This window comes from Rathayibacter sp. VKM Ac-2804 (genome assembly GCF_009866655.1).
In the GTDB taxonomy this organism is placed as follows: domain Bacteria; phylum Actinomycetota; class Actinomycetes; order Actinomycetales; family Microbacteriaceae; genus Rathayibacter.
The window spans coordinates 2,410,740-2,430,497 of record NZ_CP047420.1; the positions used below are offsets into that span (position 1 = coordinate 2,410,740).

Sequence of the window (19,758 nt, forward strand, 5' to 3'; positions counted from 1 at the left end):
GGCCGGCACGACCACGCCGCTCGGCCGCACCAGAAGGGAACCATGGATACCGCACTCACGTCTCCTAACCGGACTCTGCTGCTCGGCCTCTATCGACGGATGCGCACCATCCGCCGCTTCGAGGAACGCACCGCTGACCTCCGACGGGACGGCGACATCGTCGGCTCGGTGCACCTCTGCAACGGACAAGAGGCGATCTGCGTCGGCACCGCCGACGCCCTCGACCTCACAGTCGACGTCGTATTTCCCACTTACCGTGGCCACGGTTGGGGACTCGCATGCGGAGTGCCCCCGGCTGCGCTGTTCGCCGAGATGATGGGCCGCCGGACCGGTATGAATGGCGGCCGCGGCGGCTCGGCCTACAACTTCGCACCCGACCACGGCATGTACGGCGAGAACTCCATCGTCGGCGCCGGCACCGTCATCGCCACCGGGGCAGCCCTAGCCAGCACCTTCGACGGCTCAGGGCGCGTCTCGGTCGCGGTCATCGGTGACGGAGCCATGAACCAGGGAGCCGTCCACGAAGCGCTGAACTTCGCGGCCTCGCGCTCTCTCCCCGTGCTCTTCGTCGTCGAGAACAACCTGTGGTCGGAGATGACACCCATCTCAGCGACAACCCGAAAGGACCGACTGTTCACCCGCGGCAACGGCTACGGCATCCCCGCCATCCGGATCGACGGCAACGACGTGCTCTCCGTCACCCGAACCATGCGGGAGGTGATCAGCCGGATCCGCTCCGGCGGCGGCCCGATCCTCGTGGAAGCGATGACCGCGAGACTCGTCGGCCATTACATCGGAGACATCCAGCACTACCGCCAGGCCAAGGAGATCGAGGACGCCAAAGCGGCAGACCCCCTCATCCGCACACGCCAGCGCCTTCTTGAATTCGGTTGCACGCCCGCCGAGCTCGACGTGCTCGACGCGCAAATCGACGTCGAGATCGACGCCGCTGCAAGGGCTGCGCTCGCCGCCCCTTTCACCGACCCCTCCACAGTCACGGAGCACCTCTATGCCTGAGTTCGTTCAGCACACCTACGCCGAAGCGGTCAACGCCGCCCTGTCCGACGCGCTGGACCGTCACCCCGAAGCGCTTCTGTTCGGCGAGGACGTTGCCGTGCCCGGCGGAGTCTTCGGAGTGACGAAGGGCCTGAAGAAGCGGTTCGGCGACCGCGTCTTCGATACCCCCATCTCCGAGTCCGCAATCCTCGGCGGTGCCGTCGGAGCAGCCATGGTCGGCCGCCGCCCGATCGTCGAGATCATGTGGGTCGACTTCACGCTGGTCGCTCTCGACCAGCTCGTCAACCAGGCAGCGAACGTCCGGTACGTCACGGAGGGTCGGCTGACGGCACCGATCACCGTCCGCACCCAGCAGGGCAACACGCCCGGCGCATGCGCCCAGCACTCGCAGAACCTCGAAGCGATCTTCGCCCACGTCCCCGGGCTCCAGGTCTGCATCGCGACGACCGCGCAGGACGCCTACGACCTGCTCCGTGCCGCCGTGGCGACGGACGACCCCGCCATCGTCATCGAGAACCGTGCGCTGTACCACGGCGAGAAGACGACGGTCGATTTGCAGGCACCGCCGGCGGAACTCGGTGCGAGTGCAACGCGCCGTGGCGGCACCGACGTCACCGTCGTGACGTGGGGGACCATCCAGAACCGCGTCATGCGAGCGGCGGAGACGGCGTCGTCCGAGTACGGGATCGAGGCGGAGGTGATCGACCTGCGATGGCTCCGCCCCTGGGACACCGCCGCCGTCCTCGAGAGCGTCGAACGCACGGGCCGACTCGTCGTCGTCCACGAAGCACACACCGCAGGTGGCTTCGGTGCCGAGGTGGTCGCTTACGTCAGCGAGAACGCACAGCTCATGGCGGCTCCCATCCGCATCGGGACTCCTGACGCCCGCATCCCCTCCGCCGTGCATCTCGCCACGGCGCTCCTGCCGAGCGAGGAACGCATCCTCGAGGCCGTCGTGCGTTCGGTTGATTCGCCTACCTGGGCTCGGGCGTCTGCCTGAGCAACCTCACGGCGCCTGCCGCCAAGACCCGGCGTCCAGCGTCGCACCTAGAACCCCTCAACAACTTCTCCCCAGATGCGCCACTCCACCCCACGCACCACCGAATTGGAGACCCACTCATGAACTCACGATCACGACGTCGCGCCTACGCGACCGGCTCCATCGCCCTGATCGGCGCCTTGGCTCTCGCTGGCTGCTCGCAGGGAACCGCCGAGGCCGGTGATACTGCCAGCACGGAGTTCGTCTTCGTCGGCACCGGCGGAAGCTACCAGGACGCTCAACGGGCAGCGATGCTCGATCCCTTCATGGAGGAGAGCGGTATCTCCTACGTCGAAGACAGCCCGGCGACCTGGACCAAGATGACCGCACAAGTCGACGCTGGCAATGTCACCTGGGACGTCGTCGAGGCGCTGCCGTACTACGCGATCGACGCCTGCGGCGACTACCTCGAGAAGATCGACTACGACATCGTCGATGTTTCGGCGATCGACCCGGCCCTCGTCTCCGAGTGCGGCGTTCCGAACATGCGTACCGCCTTCCTCCTCGTATACAACACCGAGAAGTACGGCGACGCACCGCCCACCAGCTGGGCCGACTTCTACGACACCGAGAAGTTCCCCGGTACACGAGGAATGATGGGGAACGAGCACGACGGTTCCCTCGAAACCGCTCTGCTCGCCGACGGCGTCGCCACCGACGACCTGTACCCCCTCGACTACGACCGGGCATTCTCGGTGCTGGACGGCGTTGCGGATGACACAGTCTTCTTCGAGACCGGTGCGCAGATGCAGGAGTCGCTCGAGAGCGGCGCAGTCGACATGATCATCGCCTGGCCGGGTCGCGCCTACCAGGCGGCCGTGAACGGCGCTCCGCTGGGAACCGTGTGGAATCAGCCCATCTACTACTGGGACGTCTTCGCCGTGCCGAAGGGTGCACCGAACAAGGACGCCGCGATGGAGTTCATCAACTACGCCATTCAGCCCGAGCCTCAGGCAGCAATGACTGAGGGCATCGGCTACGCACCGATCAATCCCGAGGCCACGCCCGAGATCCCGGAGACGATGGCCCAGTTCATCCCGTCAGGCCAGGACGACGGAACAGGTGTCAACCGCGACATGCAGTGGTGGGCGGACAACCTCGCGGACGCCGCCGAACGCTGGACGGCGTGGATCTCACGCTGACCGCCTGGGCGGTCCCTTCGGGGACCGCCCTTCCCCTCGCCGCACCGACCCCGGGAGGACCGTACTGATGTCAGTACCCTCGATCCGATCTGCTCGCCCCGCCGGTTCCTCTCGGCTCCGCACACTCGCGGTTCTTCTGCCGCTCGCCTTCATTGGCGTCATCCTGATTTACCCTGTGGGTCGAATGCTGATCACCAGCTTCTCCACGCCCACCTGGGGTTTACAGAACTACGTTGAGATGGCGTCCGACGGGTACAGTCTGCGGGTCATTGGACGCACTTTCCAGAACGCTCTCGTCGTCACGGCCGTCACCCTCGTCATCGCGTACCCATTCGCTTACCTGATGACGATCGTCTCGGACCGCGTCCGCGCCGTGATGGTCGCAGTCGTGCTCCTCCCGTTCTGGACGAGCGCGGTCGTGCGCTCGTTCGCGTGGCTCGTCCTCTTCCAGGCGAACGGGCCGATCGACTCATTCGCCCGCTCCGTCGGCCTGGGGTCCGTCACGATCCTCGGCACCCCGCTCGCGGTCACGATCGCCATGACTCAGGTCCTCCTCCCCTTCATGGCGCTACCCCTGTTCAACACCCTCCGCGGAATCGACCGTTCACTGCTGAGCGCAGCGCGCAGTCTCGGGGCTCCCCCAGCCCGGGCGTTCCTGCGGGTCTATCTCCCCCTGTCGCGCCCCGGCGTCATCGCCGGCTGCATGATGGTGTTCATCCTCTCGCTCGGGTTCTACATCACCCCGGCGCTCCTCGGCTCGCCCCGTGAACAAATGGTTCCGCAACTCATCACGCAGCTCGTGCAGCAGAACCTCGATCTTCCGTCAGCGAGCGCGCTGGCAGTCACACTCCTGGTGCTCGCAACCCTCGTCCTGACAATCGCCTCCCTGTTCGGCGGACGATCCACGGCGGTCGCCGGCGTAAGCGGAGGAACCCGATGACGCGCCGCCCGCCCCTGTGGCTGAGCATCATCGGCGTCGTGGTAGCCGCATGGCTCATCGTCCCCACGCTCGTCGTGATCCCCATCGGGTTCTCGGACCGTGACAGCTTCCGGCTGCTCCCGGCTGGCTGGTCCCTCGACTACTACACCAAGTTCTTCACGGACCCGCGATGGACCGGTTCGCTGATGGACTCTTTGACCATCGCCGCGCTCGTAGCCGTGACCGCCACCATGATCGGGACTCTGGCCGCATTGTGTGTTCCTACCCTCGGTCCGCGCGCGCGATCGTTCGCTAGCGCTGTCATCGTCGCGCCGATGCTCGTTCCGCACGTGGTGATCGCAGTCGGCCTGTACTCCGTTTTCCTGTCCTGGCGGCTGGTCGGCACAGTGCAGGGCTTCGTGCTGGCCCACACCGTCATCGCCATCCCGTTCGTATTCATCACCGTCTCCGCGGCCCTCTCTGGCATCGACCGCCGCCTCGCTCAGGCCGCCGCGACGCTCGGCGCTCCAGCCTGGCGTGTCTTCCTCCGGGTCACCTTGCCGCTCCTCGCACCCGGAATCGTGTCCGGCGCACTGTTCGCGTTCGTCACCTCGCTCGACGAGGTCATCATCGCGATCTACCTGCAGTCGCCCACGCTCCGGACTCTGCCCGTGCAGCTGTACACGAGCGTCACCGCCAACATCGACCCCACCGTTGCCGCCGCATCCACGATCGTGATGATCGTGACGACCGCGGCCATCCTCGGTCCTCAACTCCTCCGAAGGAGAGCATCATGACCAGCCACACGACGAGCGCAGCGATCACCATCGACCACCTCAGCAAGCAGTACCCGGGAGCGCCAGGACCGGCGGTCGACGACATCTCCCTCGATGTCGCAGCGGGCGAGTTCATCACGCTCCTCGGCCCGAGTGGTTCCGGGAAGTCCACCACGCTGAGCATCGTCGCCGGTTTCGAGACGGCCACCGCAGGTCGGGTGGAGATCGGCGGGCAGGACGTTCTGTCGATCCCCTCGCACAAGCGCGGGCTCGGGATGGTGTTCCAGAACTACGCTCTCTTCCCGCACCTCACTGCTGCTGAGAATGTCGCGTTCCCCCTGCGTGAGCGCCGCTGGTCGAAGGAGGACACAACCCGCGAGGTCGGCCGCATGCTCGAAGTGGTCGGACTCGCGGGCCTGGGGCGGCGCTACCCCCGCGAACTGTCGGGGGGGCAGCAGCAGCGCGTCGCGCTGGCCCGGGCGCTGGTGTTCGGCCCACCGGCACTGCTCATGGACGAGCCGCTCGGAGCGCTCGATAAGAAACTTCGCGAGCAGCTCCAGGTCGAGATCGCGCGCATCCATCGGGAAACGGGGACGACGGTCCTCTTTGTCACCCACGATCAGGAGGAGGCCTTGGCGCTGTCCGACCGGATCGCCGTCTACGAGAACGGTCGGATCGCCCAGTGCGGGACGCCCGACGAACTCTACGAACGGCCAGCGACGATCTTCGTCGCCCGTTTCGTTGGAGACTCCAACATCCTGTTCCACGACGGCGCGCACCCCCGGTTGGAGCAGGGCCGTCGACCGCAAGCATCGGTTCTTGTCCGACCCGAGCGCATCCAGGTGACGGGACGGGACTCGGCACCCGTCAACACCAACGCACTGCATGCGAAGGTGACTGACGTCGTCTATCAGGGAGCTTTCCGCAAGGTCGGATTCCGGACCGACGACGGATTCACCGGGACCGCCCGTGAGGCGAGGGGTGCGTACAGCCCCTTCCACTCCGGCGACGCGGTAGCGGTGTGCTGGAGCGCCGAGGACCAGGTCGAGCTCGCGTCATGACCTCTCTCGCAGCGGTCGTTACCGGTTCGAGTAGTGGGATCGGAGCGGCCACAGTAGGCATCCTCCTCGATGCCGGCTACCGGGTCGTCGGTCTCGACCTGGACACCTCACCCCATAACCACCCGCGCTACCACTCCGTGACCTGCGACGTCTCTTCAGAAGCGAGCGTCCGAGCCGGCGTTGCCGAGGCCGTGTCCCGGCACGGTGCCCCTCATCTCCTCGTCAACAGCGCCGGTCTTTACCGAGCAGAGGACGTGTTAGGTGAGGGCATCGCCGACTTCGATCTGATGTGGTCGGTGAACGTCCGGGGGACCTTGCTGGCCTCCACCAGCATCGCCGACATCATGCAGTCGAATGGCGGCGGCGCGATCGTGAACGTCTCCTCCGTGGCCGCATTTGAATCAACGGCCGAGAACCTCGGCTACTCAGCGACGAAAGGTGCCGTCTCGTCCCTCACCCGGGGGCTGGCAGTGACTCTCGCTCCCCACGGAATCCGTGTCAACGCTGTCGCCCCCGGCCCGATCGCGACACCCATGGGACAGGCGGCGACGTCCGACCCCGCCTACCAGACACGCATGCTCGATCGGGTACTACTCAACCGATTCGGAACCCCCCACGAAGTCGCCGCCGCAATCCTCTTCCTCGGCGGCCCCTCGGCTGCGTTCATCACCGGCCAGGTCCTACCCGTCGACGGCGGCGTCCTCGCTCACCGTTGACCGCCCACCTCACAACCAGGGAGCTCCCATGACAGCCATACTCACCTCTTCCCCGGAGCGCATCGCCCCACCCATAGGGAAGTACTCGCATCTCGTACGCGTCCCATCCGACAGGGACCTCATCTTCATCTCCGGACAGGTCGGGGTCGATCGCAACGGAGTTCTCGCCGACGGAATCGAAGCTCAAACTCACGCTGTCTTCGACAACATCGCAGAGCTCCTCCTCGAACTCGACGCCACACCCGCGGATATCGTCCGACTGCTGACATTCGTCACGGGTGACGACGCCATGGCTGGCTTCGCCCGCGCCCGCGACGAGGTCTACTCCCTCTGGTACCCGAACGGCACCTACCCCGGCCACTCGCTCGCCATCGTCGCGGCCCTCGCCGCGCCGACCTTACGCATCGAGATGGAAGGCTGGGTAGCCGTGCCCAGGGCGCAGTGAGAGGCTCCCTCGATTCCGCACAGTTCCGCGAGCTGTTCCCAGCCCTCCGTAACCAGATCTGGCTCGACACCTCCGGATCCGCTCCGGGATGCGCGCCCGTTGTGGAGTCATTGCGCGGTGCGCTCGACGACTGGCTCACGGGGGATTTCACCTGGCTGGAGTGGGATGAAACACAGGAGCGAGCGCGCAGCGCCTTCGCCGCCTACGTTGGCGTCCCCGAGAGCACCGTCGCCGTACTGGGGTCCGTGACGGAAGCCGCCGCATCCATCAGCGCCTCGCTTCCACCCGGCGATGTCGTGGTCTCCAACGAGGAGTACCGATCGATGCTCTGGCCGTTCACCGATCTTGATCCAGACCGGAACCCACTCCGGCGCGTGGACGCGACCAATGGAGTAGTGACAACCGCCGATCTCGAACGGCACATCGACGCCGACACAGCCCTTCTTGCCGTCAGTGAGGTCCTCACCTCGAACGGCAACCGCCTCGACCTCAGCAGGCTGCGCGCAGCCACTGCCGCTCACGACGCGCGTCTTTTCGTCGACGTCACGCAGACGCTTGGCGTACTCGACACAGATGCCTTCCGTATCGATGCTGACTACGTTGCCGTGCACGGCTACAAATACATGCTCGCCCCACGCGGAGCGGCCTGGCTCCACATCCGCCCAGACCGCATCGCCTCACTCCAGCCCGTTCTGCGTGGCTGGAAATCATCAGAACCGCCACACGGATACTTCGGTGACAACCTCGACCTCCCCGCCTCGGCCCGTCGAGCAGACACGTCTCCCGCCTGGTTCTCCTGGATCGGCGCCATCTCCGCACTCGAGGTTCTTCAGAGAGTGAGCCCGAGCCGGAGCGAGGCGAGAGTCACCGGACTTGCCAGTCGGTTCGCACATGGCGCCGAGAACCTTGGCCTGTCTCTCCCCCCTGTTGAGCAGCAAAGCCACGTCGTCGTCGCCTACGACTCAGGTAGCGATTTCGAAGCGAAGTTTGCTCGCGAATACGTGCGCGCCGCTGCCTCGCCGGGTCGCCTCCGCGTGTCGTTCCACTACTTCAACACTGAGGGCGATGTGGACCGTGCTCTAGCCGTTCTAGAGGGCTGACGACAGATCCTACTCAGCGACGGCGCCGACCCGAGGAGCGAGGCAGGCTCGGCGAAGTCGTGCACGGCCTCGTCCGCAAGGGCGCAATCACTTTGGTCGACCGCTTCGAGATGGACCACCTCGGAAGGGGGAGCTCCTCCTTCCACCTCGAGAAACAGTAGCTTTTTGAGACGTGCCTTCCGGCGGTCGCGCCACGTTCAACGGATCTGAATTATCGGGACGTCGGCTGTCTCGGAAAGACGTCTTGTCGCGTTTCGTCTCAGGAGGGGACGCGGAGGGTGTTTCCGAGTCAGAATGAGGTCGTGAGGCTTCTGGGTTATACGCGTGTGAGTACGTCGAGTCAGGACGCGCAGCTGCAGCTCGACGCGCTCGTCGCCGCCGGCGTGCAGAATCGCGACGTCTTCGCGGACGTCACCTCGGGGAGCAAGACCGCGATCGAGCGGACCGGGATGAAGAAGCTCCTCGAGTACGCCGAGGACGGCGACACCGTCGTCGTCTGGCGAGTCGACCGGCTCGGCCGCTCCCTGATCGACGTGCTCAACACGGTGAACCTGTTGCGCGAGCGGGGTGTGCAGGTCCGCTCGATCTCGGACGGCATCGATCCGTCGACATCGACGGGCCGGCTGATGTTGAACATGCTCGCCACGCTCGCGGAGTACGAGCGAGAACTCATCGTGGAACGTGTCAACGCCGGCATCGCCGCCGCCCGCGCGAACGGCACCCGGTTCGGTCGGCCTCTGTCGGATCCGGTCGTGATCGCGGACAAGCTCGCGATCGCCGCGGACGCTCGCGCCCGTGGCCGCACCGCTGAGGACGCTGCTCGTCTCGTCGGGTGGAGTCGCGCGACGCTCTACCGCCACCAGCAGGCCCACGCCGCCCGCGAAGACGCAGCGGTCTAGCCCACAGCCCTCGCCACAGCGATGAACCCTTCGCCGGTTGTGCAGGCGACTTCGAGCATCTAAATGTTCACGGTCGTCTGCACGAGTGCCGAGGCGGCGCGAAGAGTTGTGCAGAGGACCTCGAGAACTGACAACGTCTCTCGACGCCTCGGAAGCGTCCGGTGAACCACCCCCTTCCGGAACGCTGCGCATCGGGTGGGGCGCCTCTTGACCAGCCATCGCGATCAGGAGGAGGCATGATCGCTTCATGGCACGGATTCGGTTCAGCAGCCCAGGCTGGGATGAGGACGCCGAAGCACCGATCGACTTAGACGACGGTCGATTTGCCCGCCGGGACGGTGCACGGTTTACGGCAGTCGCTCTCACCTGCCTGTCCGTCTTGCCAGCCATCGCCCTCACCGCCGCGTTCTTCTTCGCACGACTCCCGCCCCTCGATCGTGATGACTACCCGGACTGGACGCCGCCGAGCTCTCTGGTTCTGGCGCCGTGGCTGCTGCTGTTCCTACTCCCGCCGCTCATGACCGGGCTGTTCAGTCGCCTCGTCGGCGGGCGCGACTCGTTTTACGGCTTCTGGCATTACGCCGCCATCTGCTTTCTCGTGATGGTGCCGTTCATGGGCCTGTCGGCGCTGTCCTTCCTCGGGTAAGAGCACTCGCACTAGGGTGCAGGCGTGACCGACTACTTCCCCAAGGTGTGGATCTGCGTCGTGTACGCAGCTGTCTGCGCAGTTATGGGACTCGCATTCCTCGCCTCCGTCTTCCTCGGGCATCCGCTGTCTCTCGTCTGGGTCGCCCTCGCGATCTGGGGGCTCGTGTTCTTCGCGCGACGAGCGCAACGCTTACATCGGAGGGGCGAACAGCAGTGAGCAGCGACACGCAGGCACGGCGCAGTCACATGACGCTGCGGCAGCGACTTCTCCGGGCGTTGCCGTTCCTCGCGATTCTGGGTGTGCTGGCTGGCGCAGTCTTCTGGATCAGTGACCTGGCCTTCGGAGTCCACGGGCCTTCCCACTACGTCAGCGTCACCAACGACACCGAAGCCGCCATCGACTGGTCGTGCTCCTGGTCCGATTTGCGGCTGGCACCCGGAGCAACCGGCGAACTACGCATCCTCGACCAACCAGACCAGGACTACGGCTGCGTCCCGCAACCGACGACTCACCACCACGACATCTGCCCCAGCCTCCAAGCCATGACCGACGGCGCCCGCTTCACGGCCACCGAACTGATTAAGGGCTACCGCTGCCCCTGACCACTCGCTCAGATTCGCTCGCCCTCTCCCGACCGGGACATCCCGACGAGCAGCCCCGTCACTAATCCCCAAACGGGACCCACCTCCGCCCACGCACTGTGCGTCCACATGCGAGCGATGGCCGCCGGCTACTGACGGGTGGCGCGTCGGCGGAGCGCATCCGTCAGCGTTGGGATGCTCTCGGCTGCACCGAATGGCGAGCTCGTCCACGGTGGCACGAGCGCGTCGGCCGCGAAGCGCGGGATGACATGGAAGTGCAGGTGATCCACGTCCTGCCACGCTGCAGCTCCGTTGCTCTGCAGGATCGTCTGCCCCTCCGGCCGCAGCTCCTCGTTCAGTAGCGCGGCGACTGCGTGCACGCCCCGGGCGACTGAGGCGAAGCCGTCGGCGGAGATGCTGAGGACGTTAGCCGCGTGCTCCCTCGGCACGACGAGAGCGTGCCCAGGCGCAGCGGGGGCGATATCCAGGAAGGCGATCACATGCTCGTTCTCTTGGAAGACCTGCTCCCGAGAACCGCCGGCGACGATCGCGCAGAAGACGCAGGACTCGATCGAACTCGTCATGCCACCCCTCTCCGGTCAGTTCCCCGAGCTAAGCAGCTCTCACGGTCTCGAGCGAGAGATCGAAATCTCTCCTTGACGCTCGGCATCTCGCCTGGGACTCTGGCGGGCTTTGTCCACCGACACGGGAGCCGATGATGACCGACGAATTCGTGGAAGCGAACCGCGCGAACTGGGACGCGCGCGTCTCCGACCACCTACTCGCCTACGGCGCCGAAGCCTTCGCGGACGACCCGTCCGCGAACTGGGTCATGGGAGACCTGGCGCTCATGGCGCCGCATCTGCCCGGCGGGTCGGTCGAGGGCCCGGACCTCGTGCACCTGCAGTGCCACATCGGGACCGACTCGCTGAGCTGGGCCCGACTCGGCGCCAGCGTGACCGGGACCGATTTCTCCGGAGAGGCGATCACCGCCGCCCGCGAGCTCGCCGCGCGTGCCGGGCTCGACGCGGAGTTCGTGCAGACCCTCAACGACGATGCGCCGGCGGTGCTCGGTCGGGAGTTCGACGTCGTGTTCACGAGCGTGGGCGTTCTCGCCTGGCTCTCCGACCTCGACGCCTGGGCCCGCACGATCCACACTCTCCTGCGCCCGGGCGGCCTGTTCTTCATCCGCGAGGGGCACCCGATGATGAACGCTCTCGCCCACGAGCGCGACGACGACCTCCTCGTGGTCACTGAGCCCTACTTCTCCACCGGAGAGCCGCAGCGCTTCGATGACGGAGTGACCTACGCGAGCGACACCATCATCGAGGAGCACGTCACCACCTTCCAGTGGCCGCACTCCCTCTCCGAGATCCTCGGGGCACTGCTGCGCGCCGGACTCACGATCCTCTCCTTCGAGGAACACACCACGATCCCGTGGAAGTCACTCCCCACCCTGACGCCGACGCCCGAGGGCTTCGTGCTGCCCGACGGGCGTGAGCGGCTACCGCTGATGTTCTCGGTCGCTGCCCGCAAGACGACCTAGGAGCCGGCCGGATGGATGACAGGCCGGGCCTCCCGCTAGAGGAATTCGACGGACACGAGGAAGGAATGCTGCAACCCCGGCCACTCGTGGTCGAGGGCACATTCCCGCCGGCCGCCGTGGTCTGCTTCTTCGCGGAAGCAGCCCGAGAGCTCCAGGACGCCGGAGGGCTGGTCCGTATCGGCCAGTTCAGCGACGAGATGGGAGGACGGCCGATCTACGCCACACCGGATCGCGCCGTCGCGGTGTTCCACCCCGGTGTGGGCGGGCCGCTCAGCGCGCACTCACTGGAACAGGCGATCGCGAGCGGCGCACGACGGTTCATCGCCGTGGGCGGCGCCGGGTCACTGGTCGAGTCGTTCGGTCAAGGTGACGTGATGGTGGTCGAGACGGCAGTGCGCGATGAGGGCACCTCGTTCCACTACCTCCCGCCGAGTCGCGTCGTCCACTTCGATACGGCCGAGACGCAGCGCCTCACCGCCGGCCTGGCCGCGCTCGGCGTACCCTCCTCGCTCGGGACCACGTGGACGACGGACGCCGACTTCCGGGAGACACGGACGCGGATCGAGCGCAGACGCGCGGAGGGCTGCGTCGCCGTCGAGATGGAGGCCGCCTCCTTAGCCGCTGTGAGCCGCTTCCACGGAGTCCAGCACGGGCATCTGCTCTACAGCGGAGACTCCCTCCACGGTCCCGAGTGGACCGAGAGGTCCTGGACGACTTCCACCCGCCGCGCGCAGCTCCTCGAAGCCGGCATCACGCTCTCCCGCGCCTGAACCGACGAAATGGCCATCCCCATACGGGCCGCTCAGCGCGAGTCCCTTCGTGGCCAGGGGTGGGTGCGTAACACTCATACCGCTGACCCTCGATGGGGCTACGGTCTGGACAACTCGTTGACGACCGGAGCTCCACATGACCCGCCCCTTCATGACCGACCCCGAGCTGCTGAAGTCGCTACGCGGCCAGCAGTATCTCGTTCTCCGACCTGTCGCCGACGTCGCCACCTTCTACGACGAGGAGCAGGCGGCTCTCCAACAGCGGCTGCCCGATGGTCTCTCCTGGCCCAACACTGGCCACGTCACCCTGCGGGGTTTCTACGAGCCCGACCGCGTGACTCTCCTTTGTGACGCTCTCGCCGCGTGGGCGGAGAACCAGTCTCCGATCGACCTGCAAGTGGTCGCAGTCGACGGGTTCCCTCCGCCGTTCCAGGTCCTCCTCGCTCGACTCGAGCGCACCCCTTCACTCGTCACCGCCTACGCGAACCTGACCGGTGTCCTCGACCTGACCGACCTCTACCGGATCGGGGATCTTCCGCTCGAGGAATGGGTGTTCCACCTCTCACTGATCTACGCCCGCTCGCTGGACGAGCAGCAGTGGCAGACCGCCCACGCCCAGACCAGACGAGACCTCTCCCCCAGTCCGGCTGAGCTCATCACGTGCGCGGAGTTCGTCTGGTACGACGAGGACGGCGAGCACGCCAAGATCCTTCCCTTCGCTACTGCCACTTCCTGACGCGTCCGGTGAGCGATCCCCTGACGGGACACTCGAACGACCGGGAACGCACATTAACCACCTCACCGATGGCGAGCGCAGCCGCGTCCGCTCATCAGTGAGGTCACATCTCAGAGAACGGTGGGGCGCGCCGCATCGGACGGCGTCGTCCGGGACTCGCTGAGCACGTCCAGCGTCACCTGCACACGGTCGAGACCGTTGGCTGTCACGTCGACGGTGATGCGTCCTGCGCCGGTGGGGCGGATGACGGCGAGAAGGCGCCCGTCGAAGGTGGTGAACTCCCGGGCGTCGAACTTCTCCGTCGTGTCGGGACGCGCGCTGCCCAGACCCTGGAGAATTCCTGCCCCGCTGACGTTGACCGTGATGAGGCGGTCATCGCAGGTCACGAGGGTCCCCTTGTCGTCGTGCAGCTCGATGGTGATGAAGCTGAGGTCGGAGGAGTCGTCGACGAGCTGGTCGCGGTCCGCGTTCACCTTCATCCGCAGGTCCGAGGAGGCGGTGGGGAGGCTCGTGCGGCTGACTTCGGCGCCGCCGGTGACAGCGACCGCGGTGAGCTCGCCGGGTGCGTACTGCGTCTCGAAGGTGGCGCGGTAGCGATTGTCGCGTCCGGCGGGTGCGCGCCCGATGCTGTCGCCGTTGAGGAGCAGCTCGACTTCGTCGGCGTCGCTGTAGACCTCGACGGTGATGGGTGAGCCGACGGCGACGTCCCAGCTCCAGCTGGCGATGCTGTCAGACCAGGTCCACGGGCTCGAGTGCCGGGTGGCGCCGTGGTGCTCGGGGCGGTGGACAACGATGTAGGGCTCGTGGCGCAGACCGAAGACCGTCTCGCGGTAGTAGGAGGCAGGCCGGCGGTGTCCGGTGATGTCGAGGTCGCCGCACCAGGCTGCGAGCCAGGGGTAGGGGGCCGCGAACAGCGGCGCCTCGTCGTCCGAGAGGTGCTGCACTCGTCCGATGCCGGCTTCTCCGAGGTAGTCCCAGCCGGTCCAGGTGAAGTCTCCGATGACGTGCGGGTTCTCCTCGACGAGCCGCCAGTTGACGTCGATGTTCGTGGGGAACGTCTCGGTGCCGACGATGATGCGGTTGGGGAACGCTTCGCGGTCGCCGACGTAGCGGGAGTCGCCGTAGTTAAGGCCGGCGACGTCAACGGCGGCGAAGGACTCCGCGGTCTTCTCCGTGACGAGGTCTGAGGCGTTGATCATGCCCATGAAATCGCTTGCGGCGTTCACGCCGGCCGGCGCGCCGCCGTCGGCCTGGGCGCTCATGAGGGCGGCGACCTCCGGGAGGACGGAGACGAACCCGTTGATGCTGTTCGTGATGTAGCGGGTCTCGTCGAGCGAGCGGATCTTCTCGGCGATCCGCCGGCCCCAGTCGGTGCCCAGCGGGTTCCCGGTCTCGGGGATCTCGTTGCCGATGGAGTAGAAGATCACCGACGGGTGGTTGAAGTCCTTCGCGACGAGCGCTTCGACGTCGCGCTCCCACCACTCGGGGAAGGAGAGGGAGTAGTCGAAGGCGGACTTGCCGATCGTCCACATGTCGAACGTCTCGTCCATCACGAGCATCCCGTGGCGGTCGCAGGCGTCGAGCATCACTTGACTGAGCGGGTTGTGCGAGCTGCGGATCGCGTTGAACCCGGCGTCCTTGAGCAGCTGCACGCGGCGCTCCTCAGCACGCCCGATGGTGGCGGCTCCCAGAACGCCGTTGTCGTGGTGGATGCAGGCACCGCGCAGCTTGACGGTCGTCCCGTTGATGCGCAGGCCCTCCATCGGGTCGACCTGGAGGGTCCGGATGCCGAAGCGGGTCGTGCGCTCCTCCACCGCGGTGCCGGTGTCGCCGAGGGTGGTGACCGCCGTGTACAGGAAGGGGCTGTCGACGTCCCACAGCTGCGGAGCCTGCACGTAAAGCCGCTGACGGACGACGGACGTCGCGCCTGCGCGCAGGGTGATCGGTGCGGTGTCGGTCGCGACGGTCCGCCCGTCAGGGGCACGCAGCACGGTGGAGACCGAGCGCTGCGCGGTGCCGGTGCTCTGGTTCCGAACAGTGGTCGCGATCTCGACGACGGCCCGACGGGGGTCGATGTCCGGGGTCGTAATCCGTACGCCGGCCTCGGGAGCGACGTGGACGAGCTCGGTGACGTGCAGCAGGACGTCGCGGTGGATGCCGACGCCGGTGTACCAGCGGGAGTCCTCGTGTGTGCGGGCCTCGATGCGGATCGTGTTGGCGGCGCCGTAGTGCAGGAACGCGTCGAGCTCGACGTAGAACGTGGAGTACCCGAACGGGCGCTGCGCAGCGAACACCTCGTTCACGTAGACCATCGCGTCGCGGTGGACGCCCTGGAACTCGAGGGTGACGCGCTTGTCGCGGTACTCCTCCGGGACATCGAGCGTCGTCGAGTACTCGACGACCGCGCTGGGGAAGTAGCCTGTGTGCGACGTGCGTCCCGGGGCGTCGGTGCGGTCACGGTGGATCAGCGCGTCGTGCGGGAGTCGAACGGACACCGCGTCGGCGGTCGCGCTCTGAAGAGCCTCGAAGATGCTCTTCTTGTCGCGGACGCTCCAGCCGTCGTTGAACGATGTGGTCGTCATGGTCTCTCCTTCGTGCGGGGCGGTCGCCCGGGGTTGCGGTGGTGGGGGAAGCCCGCGGTGGCAGGCGGAGTCAGGCGGCGCGGGTCGCGTTCGCGGCGGATCGGATGCGGTCGAGGGCGACGAAGGTCCGGATCGACGCCTCCAGCGGGTGCAGTGGGTGCTCGGTGAGGCCTTGTCGGACGGCGTCGGTCACGGCACGCAGCATGGGCACGTACCCGTGGCCTTCTGGTTCGAGTGCGGTCGTCTTCGGCGAGCGGAATGCGTCTGCGATGGTCCCCGCGTGGACGGTGAAGCGGGTTGTCACCCAGAACGGGGCAGGGACGTCGATCCAGCCGAGGGATCCGCTGAGGGAGGCGCTGGGATCGATGTACTCGGTCATCGACGCTGCGAGGTCCGCACGTCGTCCGCCGGCGTATTCCAGGGTCGCGCGGCTGGCGAGGTCCACGCCGTCGTCGCGCAGCAGATGGTCTGCGTGGATCCGCCAGGGGGCTCCGAGCACGTCGAGGGCGAGGGTGACCGGGTAGATCCCTTGATCGAGCAGGGTGCTGCTGGATCGTGCTGCGGACCAGCGCTCGGAGTCCGCCGTGTCGAACGGGAGCCCGAACGAGGCTCGGATGCTGCGCACCTGCCCGATCGCTCCCGCTCGAACCGCGTTTAGGAGACTGCGGTAGGCGGGTGCGAACTTCATCCACATCGCCTCCATCGCGAACCGACCCGACCGGCGCGCCGTGTCCGCGATGATGCGTGCTTCGTCGGCGCTCACACCGAGGGGCTTCTCGATCAGGACGTGCTTGCCGGCACGCAGCGCCGCGAGCGCGATCGGCAGGTGTGTCGCGTGCGGGGTACCGATGTAGACGATGTCGAGATCGTCGTCGGCGAGCATCTCGTCGAGATGTCCGTGCACCCGTTCCGCTCCGGTCTCCGCAGCGAACTGCTCTGCGGTCGAGGTACGCCGCGAGCAGACCGAGAGTAGGCGCGCGGTATCGAGGTGTGCGAGGTCGGAGCAGATGGAGCGTGAGATGTCGCCGGTACCGACGACACCCCACGTCAGCCGGCTCTCCGAGGCCGTCACCGGTCCCTACTCGGCCACGGCCGCGGCGCTTCCGCGCCGCTCGGCGAGGTCGCGCTGCATCTGAGACATGTTCTTGTCGATGTCGAGGAAGTAGATGATCACGGCCATCAGGATCGCCACGATCATCGGCAGCCACAGGTAGAGGAAGATCTCCACGTCGAGCGCCGACTGCGGCTGTGAATCCGCGAGGCCGTCGTACATGCCGAAGGCGAGCAGCCAGCCGACGAGGGCCGTGCCCAGTCCGGCGCCGAAGTTCTGGCCGGCGGTCGCGGCCGCATAGGTCATCCCGTCCAGACGGACGCCGCTCTTCCACTCTCCGTAGTCGACGACGTCGGCGACGAGGGCGAAGAGGGCCGAGGCGGTCGGGATACCGCCGACCGCTCGGATCAGGCTTCCGACGATCAGGAGGGTGAGGTTCGACGGGTCGACGAGCGTGATGATCGCGCCGATGACCGTCAGGCTCGTGCCGAACAGGATGGGCTTGCGCTTGCCGAAGCGGCCGATGATCGCGGGCATGAACCACATGCCCAGCAGGAGGGGCGCGAGTCCGGCGATGCTGAGGAGGCCGAACAGGCTCGGGTCCTCGAGGACGTCGGAGGCGAAGTAGATTCCGACGCTGGCGGTGCCCTGGACCATGAACTGAAGGAGGAAGAAGCCGAAGACCAGGAAGAAGTACGGGTTGCGGAACAGGATCCGGATCATCTTGCCCAGCGGCATCTTCGGTCCGGCCGTCGTGGTGACAGTGCTCGTGACGCGCTCCTTCGTACCGACGAACACGATGAGCAGCGTGATCGCAGCGATGCCGCCGTAGATCAACGTCGTTGCCGTCCACCCGCCCTGACCGCCGCCGAACGCGGTCAGCAGAGGAACGGTCAAGGAGTTCACCAGGAGGGTCGTCAGGATCGCGCAGAAGGTCCGGATGACGGTCAGAGTCACGCGGGTTCGGGAGTCGGAGGTGATCACGGAGAGCAGCGTGTGATACGCGAGGTTCGAGCTGACGAACCCGACGCCGAGGCAGAGGAAGTAGAAGACGAAGGCGTAGATCTCTTTGCCCGTCTCGTTCAGTCCGGCGGGAACGTTGAACAGCAGGACGAAGGAGATCACCAGCACCGGCATGCTGAAGAGGATCCATGGCCGCGCCTTGCCCCAGCGGGTCGAGGTCTTGTCGACCAGAGTGCCGATGATGAGGTCGAGTGTGCCGTCGAGCACGCGTCCGAACAGGAGAAGCGTTCCGGCGATCGCGGCGCCGATGCCGACCGTATCGGTGAAGTAGAAGAGCAGGAAAGCGGACACCGGCGCGAAGACGAGATTTGCTCCGATGTCGCCGACTCCGTAGGAGAGCTTCTCCCGCAGCTTCAGCTTCTCACCTGAGCGGTCCTCGCGGATCGCCTGGCCGACAGCGTCCGCCGACAAGGCGGCGGTGACCGACTCCTCCGTGCTGAGAGCGACGGCGGCACGCATCTGCTCGCCCTGCACCCGTCGAGGATCTTTCGCCATGAATGACTCCTTCGTCATATCGAGCGCCCGTAGTACGCCGAGCGGCGACTGACGCGCGTTACTAACACGCGTCACTAACGCGCGTCACCACAGTAGGCCTGTCCGCTTCGGCCGTCAACAGGGCTGTGTCAGACTTCAGGAATGACCCCGACGACTCCCGCTCGCCGAGCGACGAGCTCGGACGTCGCCCGACGCGCCGGGCTGTCTCGGACGACGGTGAGTCAGATCCTCAACGGGAACGTGGCGAGCTTCCCGCAGGAGACGCGCGATCGCGTCTCGGCCGCCGCGGCGGAGCTGAACTACCGCCCCTCTCGGGCCGGCCGCGCTCTCGCGACCGGCGTGAGCGACATGATCGTTCTCGCGATTCCCAGCGCCACCTTCGGCCCGAATCTGCAGAACGCGGTCGATCAGATCACTGAAGCGTCGGCGACTCTGGGGATGAGCGTCGTCGTTCGGTTCGCCGGTCGCGACACGGCCGCGACTCTCACCTCGGTCCTGGACCTGCGACCGATGGTCATCATCGATTTCGGAGTGTTCACACCCGAGCAGGGGCGGACCCTGGAGTCCGCGGGCAGTCGGCTCTTCCCACCGATTCCCGAATCCGGGCAGGATGCGACGGACGAGCTCGACGTCTTCGTCGGACGCCTCCAGGTGCGTGAACTCGTCCTCCGCGGGAAGAGGCACGTGATCTACGCCCAGCTGCAGGACTCCCGAGCAGCCCCCTACGGGGATTTCCGGCTCCAGGGCGTCCGATCGGAGTGCTCCGCTCACGGGTTGGCGGACCCCGTCGTGATCAGGGTGGAACTCGATGAGGACTCCGCCACACAGGCGCTCAGCTCAGCGCTCGAGACGACGGGAGACGACGCCGTCGCCGTGTGCGCCTACAACGACGACGTCGCCATCGCCGTCATCGCTGCCGCACGCAGGCTGGAGCTCCCGGTGCCTTCCCGAGTCGGCGTGATCGGGGTCGACCACACGATGCTCGGTCAGCTCGTCGCACCGCGTCTGACGAGTGTGCACATCGACCTCCCTCGGATCATCGACTTGTTCCTCGGTCAACTGACCGTGATCCGCGGTGCCGGAGCTGCAACGGCGGATGAGGTCACGGCTCTCGAACCGAGCGACGTCGCGTGGGTGGTTGCGGGAGACAGCTGCTGACCGTACGCGCCACCTCGAAGTCGTCCCCTCTGCACAAAGCCCTGAAGGCGCCC

21 protein-coding genes are annotated in these 19,758 nt (G+C 66.5%); 17 read left to right on the forward strand and 4 right to left on the reverse strand.

The window, feature by feature from the left end:
- Nucleotides 1-42: 42 nt before the first annotated feature.
- From GTU73_RS19320 to GTU73_RS11420, 13 genes are all read left to right on the forward strand, one after another.
- Nucleotides 43-1,017 carry a thiamine pyrophosphate-dependent dehydrogenase E1 component subunit alpha gene (locus GTU73_RS19320; RefSeq protein WP_167306045.1) on the forward strand — a complete coding sequence of 325 codons (975 nt, stop codon included), beginning with the start codon at nt 43-45 and terminating at the stop codon, nt 1,015-1,017.
- Nucleotides 1,010-2,017, forward strand: a complete 1,008-nt coding sequence (locus GTU73_RS19325; RefSeq protein WP_167306046.1) for a transketolase C-terminal domain-containing protein — start codon at nt 1,010-1,012, stop codon at nt 2,015-2,017. Before GTU73_RS19320 ends, GTU73_RS19325 begins: the two co-directional genes overlap by 8 nt.
- A gap of 119 nt (nt 2,018-2,136) precedes the next feature.
- Complete coding sequence (locus GTU73_RS11370) at nt 2,137-3,198, forward strand: ABC transporter substrate-binding protein (protein WP_160089553.1); 1,062 nt, start codon at nt 2,137-2,139, stop codon at nt 3,196-3,198.
- Between the two features lie 184 nt (nt 3,199-3,382).
- Nucleotides 3,383-4,138 carry an ABC transporter permease gene (locus GTU73_RS11375; RefSeq protein WP_208543659.1) on the forward strand — a complete coding sequence of 252 codons (756 nt, stop codon included), beginning with the start codon at nt 3,383-3,385 and terminating at the stop codon, nt 4,136-4,138.
- Nucleotides 4,135-4,914, forward strand: a complete 780-nt coding sequence (locus tag GTU73_RS11380; protein WP_160089555.1) for an ABC transporter permease — start codon at nt 4,135-4,137, stop codon at nt 4,912-4,914. The genes GTU73_RS11375 and GTU73_RS11380 overlap by 4 nt, the downstream gene beginning before the upstream one ends.
- The gene (locus GTU73_RS11385) at nt 4,911-5,954 is read left to right on the forward strand and encodes an ABC transporter ATP-binding protein (RefSeq protein ID WP_160089557.1); all 1,044 of its coding nucleotides are present in this window, start codon (nt 4,911-4,913) and stop codon (nt 5,952-5,954) included. The genes GTU73_RS11380 and GTU73_RS11385 overlap by 4 nt, the downstream gene beginning before the upstream one ends.
- Nucleotides 5,951-6,670, forward strand: a complete 720-nt coding sequence (locus GTU73_RS11390) for an SDR family oxidoreductase (RefSeq protein WP_160089559.1) — start codon at nt 5,951-5,953, stop codon at nt 6,668-6,670. The genes GTU73_RS11385 and GTU73_RS11390 overlap by 4 nt, the downstream gene beginning before the upstream one ends.
- A gap of 28 nt (nt 6,671-6,698) precedes the next feature.
- Nucleotides 6,699-7,115 carry a RidA family protein gene (locus GTU73_RS11395; protein WP_160089561.1) on the forward strand — a complete coding sequence of 139 codons (417 nt, stop codon included), beginning with the start codon at nt 6,699-6,701 and terminating at the stop codon, nt 7,113-7,115.
- The gene (locus tag GTU73_RS11400; protein ID WP_160089563.1) at nt 7,112-8,215 is read left to right on the forward strand and encodes an aminotransferase class V-fold PLP-dependent enzyme; all 1,104 of its coding nucleotides are present in this window, start codon (nt 7,112-7,114) and stop codon (nt 8,213-8,215) included. The genes GTU73_RS11395 and GTU73_RS11400 overlap by 4 nt, the downstream gene beginning before the upstream one ends.
- A gap of 302 nt (nt 8,216-8,517) precedes the next feature.
- The gene (locus tag GTU73_RS11405; protein WP_160089565.1) at nt 8,518-9,114 is read left to right on the forward strand and encodes a recombinase family protein; all 597 of its coding nucleotides are present in this window, start codon (nt 8,518-8,520) and stop codon (nt 9,112-9,114) included.
- 247 nt (nt 9,115-9,361) lie between these two features.
- Nucleotides 9,362-9,760, forward strand: a complete 399-nt coding sequence (locus tag GTU73_RS11410; protein ID WP_160089567.1) for a hypothetical protein — start codon at nt 9,362-9,364, stop codon at nt 9,758-9,760.
- Nucleotides 9,761-9,784: 24 nt separating this feature from the next.
- Nucleotides 9,785-9,979 (forward strand): hypothetical protein, encoded by a 195-nt coding sequence (locus GTU73_RS11415; RefSeq protein WP_160089569.1) that lies wholly within the window; start codon nt 9,785-9,787, stop codon nt 9,977-9,979.
- Entirely contained in the window at nt 9,976-10,365 is a 390-nt protein-coding gene (locus GTU73_RS11420) for a hypothetical protein (protein ID WP_160089571.1), read from the forward strand. Before GTU73_RS11415 ends, GTU73_RS11420 begins: the two co-directional genes overlap by 4 nt.
- 128 nt (nt 10,366-10,493) lie before the next feature.
- On the opposite strand, the gene GTU73_RS11425 is transcribed toward GTU73_RS11420, so the two are convergent.
- Nucleotides 10,494-10,928: an HIT domain-containing protein gene (locus GTU73_RS11425; RefSeq protein ID WP_160089573.1), complete on the reverse strand. Its 435-nt coding sequence runs from the start codon at nt 10,926-10,928 to the stop codon at nt 10,494-10,496.
- Between the two features lie 131 nt (nt 10,929-11,059).
- On the opposite strand from GTU73_RS11425, the gene GTU73_RS11430 reads away from it, so the two are divergent.
- From GTU73_RS11430 to GTU73_RS11440, 3 genes are all read left to right on the forward strand, one after another.
- On the forward strand, nt 11,060-11,890 hold the full coding sequence (locus GTU73_RS11430) for a class I SAM-dependent methyltransferase (RefSeq protein WP_160089575.1): 831 nt from the start codon (nt 11,060-11,062) through the stop codon (nt 11,888-11,890).
- 11 nt (nt 11,891-11,901) lie between these two features.
- On the forward strand, nt 11,902-12,660 hold the full coding sequence (locus GTU73_RS11435) for a nucleoside phosphorylase (RefSeq protein ID WP_160089577.1): 759 nt from the start codon (nt 11,902-11,904) through the stop codon (nt 12,658-12,660).
- A gap of 136 nt (nt 12,661-12,796) precedes the next feature.
- On the forward strand, nt 12,797-13,396 hold the full coding sequence (locus GTU73_RS11440; RefSeq protein ID WP_244231615.1) for a 2'-5' RNA ligase family protein: 600 nt from the start codon (nt 12,797-12,799) through the stop codon (nt 13,394-13,396).
- 110 nt (nt 13,397-13,506) lie between these two features.
- On the opposite strand, the gene GTU73_RS11445 is transcribed toward GTU73_RS11440, so the two are convergent.
- The 3 genes from GTU73_RS11445 to GTU73_RS11455 all read right to left on the reverse strand — a co-directional run bounded on the left by GTU73_RS11445 (nt 13,507) and on the right by GTU73_RS11455 (nt 18,547).
- Nucleotides 13,507-15,978 carry a glycoside hydrolase family 2 TIM barrel-domain containing protein gene (locus GTU73_RS11445; RefSeq protein WP_160089579.1) on the reverse strand — a complete coding sequence of 824 codons (2,472 nt, stop codon included), beginning with the start codon at nt 15,976-15,978 and terminating at the stop codon, nt 13,507-13,509.
- Nucleotides 15,979-16,048: 70 nt separating this feature from the next.
- Nucleotides 16,049-17,050, reverse strand: coding sequence for a Gfo/Idh/MocA family oxidoreductase (locus GTU73_RS11450; protein WP_160089581.1), 1,002 nt, complete (start codon nt 17,048-17,050; stop codon nt 16,049-16,051).
- Nucleotides 17,051-17,056: 6 nt separating this feature from the next.
- Nucleotides 17,057-18,547: a glycoside-pentoside-hexuronide (GPH):cation symporter gene (locus tag GTU73_RS11455; protein ID WP_160089583.1), complete on the reverse strand. Its 1,491-nt coding sequence runs from the start codon at nt 18,545-18,547 to the stop codon at nt 17,057-17,059.
- A 141-nt stretch (nt 18,548-18,688) separates the two neighbouring features.
- On the opposite strand from GTU73_RS11455, the gene GTU73_RS11460 reads away from it, so the two are divergent.
- Nucleotides 18,689-19,705: a LacI family DNA-binding transcriptional regulator gene (locus GTU73_RS11460; RefSeq protein WP_160089585.1), complete on the forward strand. Its 1,017-nt coding sequence runs from the start codon at nt 18,689-18,691 to the stop codon at nt 19,703-19,705.
- The last annotated feature ends 53 nt before the right edge of the window (nt 19,706-19,758 follow it).

Bases quoted from the DNA above. Each gene is read 5' to 3' on its own strand.
- GTU73_RS11430 (WP_160089575.1), top strand. From the start codon at position 11,060: ATGATGACCGACGAATTCGTGGAAGCGAACCGCGCGAACTGGGACGCG.
- GTU73_RS11410 (WP_160089567.1), top strand. From the start codon at position 9,362: ATGGCACGGATTCGGTTCAGCAGCCCAGGCTGGGATGAGGACGCCGAA.
- GTU73_RS11370 (WP_160089553.1), top strand. From the start codon at position 2,137: ATGAACTCACGATCACGACGTCGCGCCTACGCGACCGGCTCCATCGCC.
- GTU73_RS11425 (WP_160089573.1), bottom strand. From the start codon at position 10,928: ATGACGAGTTCGATCGAGTCCTGCGTCTTCTGCGCGATCGTCGCCGGC.
- GTU73_RS11390 (WP_160089559.1), top strand. From the start codon at position 5,951: ATGACCTCTCTCGCAGCGGTCGTTACCGGTTCGAGTAGTGGGATCGGA.
- GTU73_RS11395 (WP_160089561.1), top strand. From the start codon at position 6,699: ATGACAGCCATACTCACCTCTTCCCCGGAGCGCATCGCCCCACCCATA.
- GTU73_RS11460 (WP_160089585.1), top strand. From the start codon at position 18,689: ATGACCCCGACGACTCCCGCTCGCCGAGCGACGAGCTCGGACGTCGCC.
- GTU73_RS11435 (WP_160089577.1), top strand. From the start codon at position 11,902: ATGGATGACAGGCCGGGCCTCCCGCTAGAGGAATTCGACGGACACGAG.
- GTU73_RS11445 (WP_160089579.1), bottom strand. From the start codon at position 15,978: ATGACGACCACATCGTTCAACGACGGCTGGAGCGTCCGCGACAAGAAG.
- GTU73_RS11440 (WP_244231615.1), top strand. From the start codon at position 12,797: ATGACCCGCCCCTTCATGACCGACCCCGAGCTGCTGAAGTCGCTACGC.
- GTU73_RS11385 (WP_160089557.1), top strand. From the start codon at position 4,911: ATGACCAGCCACACGACGAGCGCAGCGATCACCATCGACCACCTCAGC.
- GTU73_RS19320 (WP_167306045.1), top strand. From the start codon at position 43: ATGGATACCGCACTCACGTCTCCTAACCGGACTCTGCTGCTCGGCCTC.
- GTU73_RS11455 (WP_160089583.1), bottom strand. From the start codon at position 18,547: ATGGCGAAAGATCCTCGACGGGTGCAGGGCGAGCAGATGCGTGCCGCC.
- GTU73_RS11375 (WP_208543659.1), top strand. From the start codon at position 3,383: ATGCTGATCACCAGCTTCTCCACGCCCACCTGGGGTTTACAGAACTAC.
- GTU73_RS11380 (WP_160089555.1), top strand. From the start codon at position 4,135: ATGACGCGCCGCCCGCCCCTGTGGCTGAGCATCATCGGCGTCGTGGTA.
- GTU73_RS19325 (WP_167306046.1), top strand. From the start codon at position 1,010: ATGCCTGAGTTCGTTCAGCACACCTACGCCGAAGCGGTCAACGCCGCC.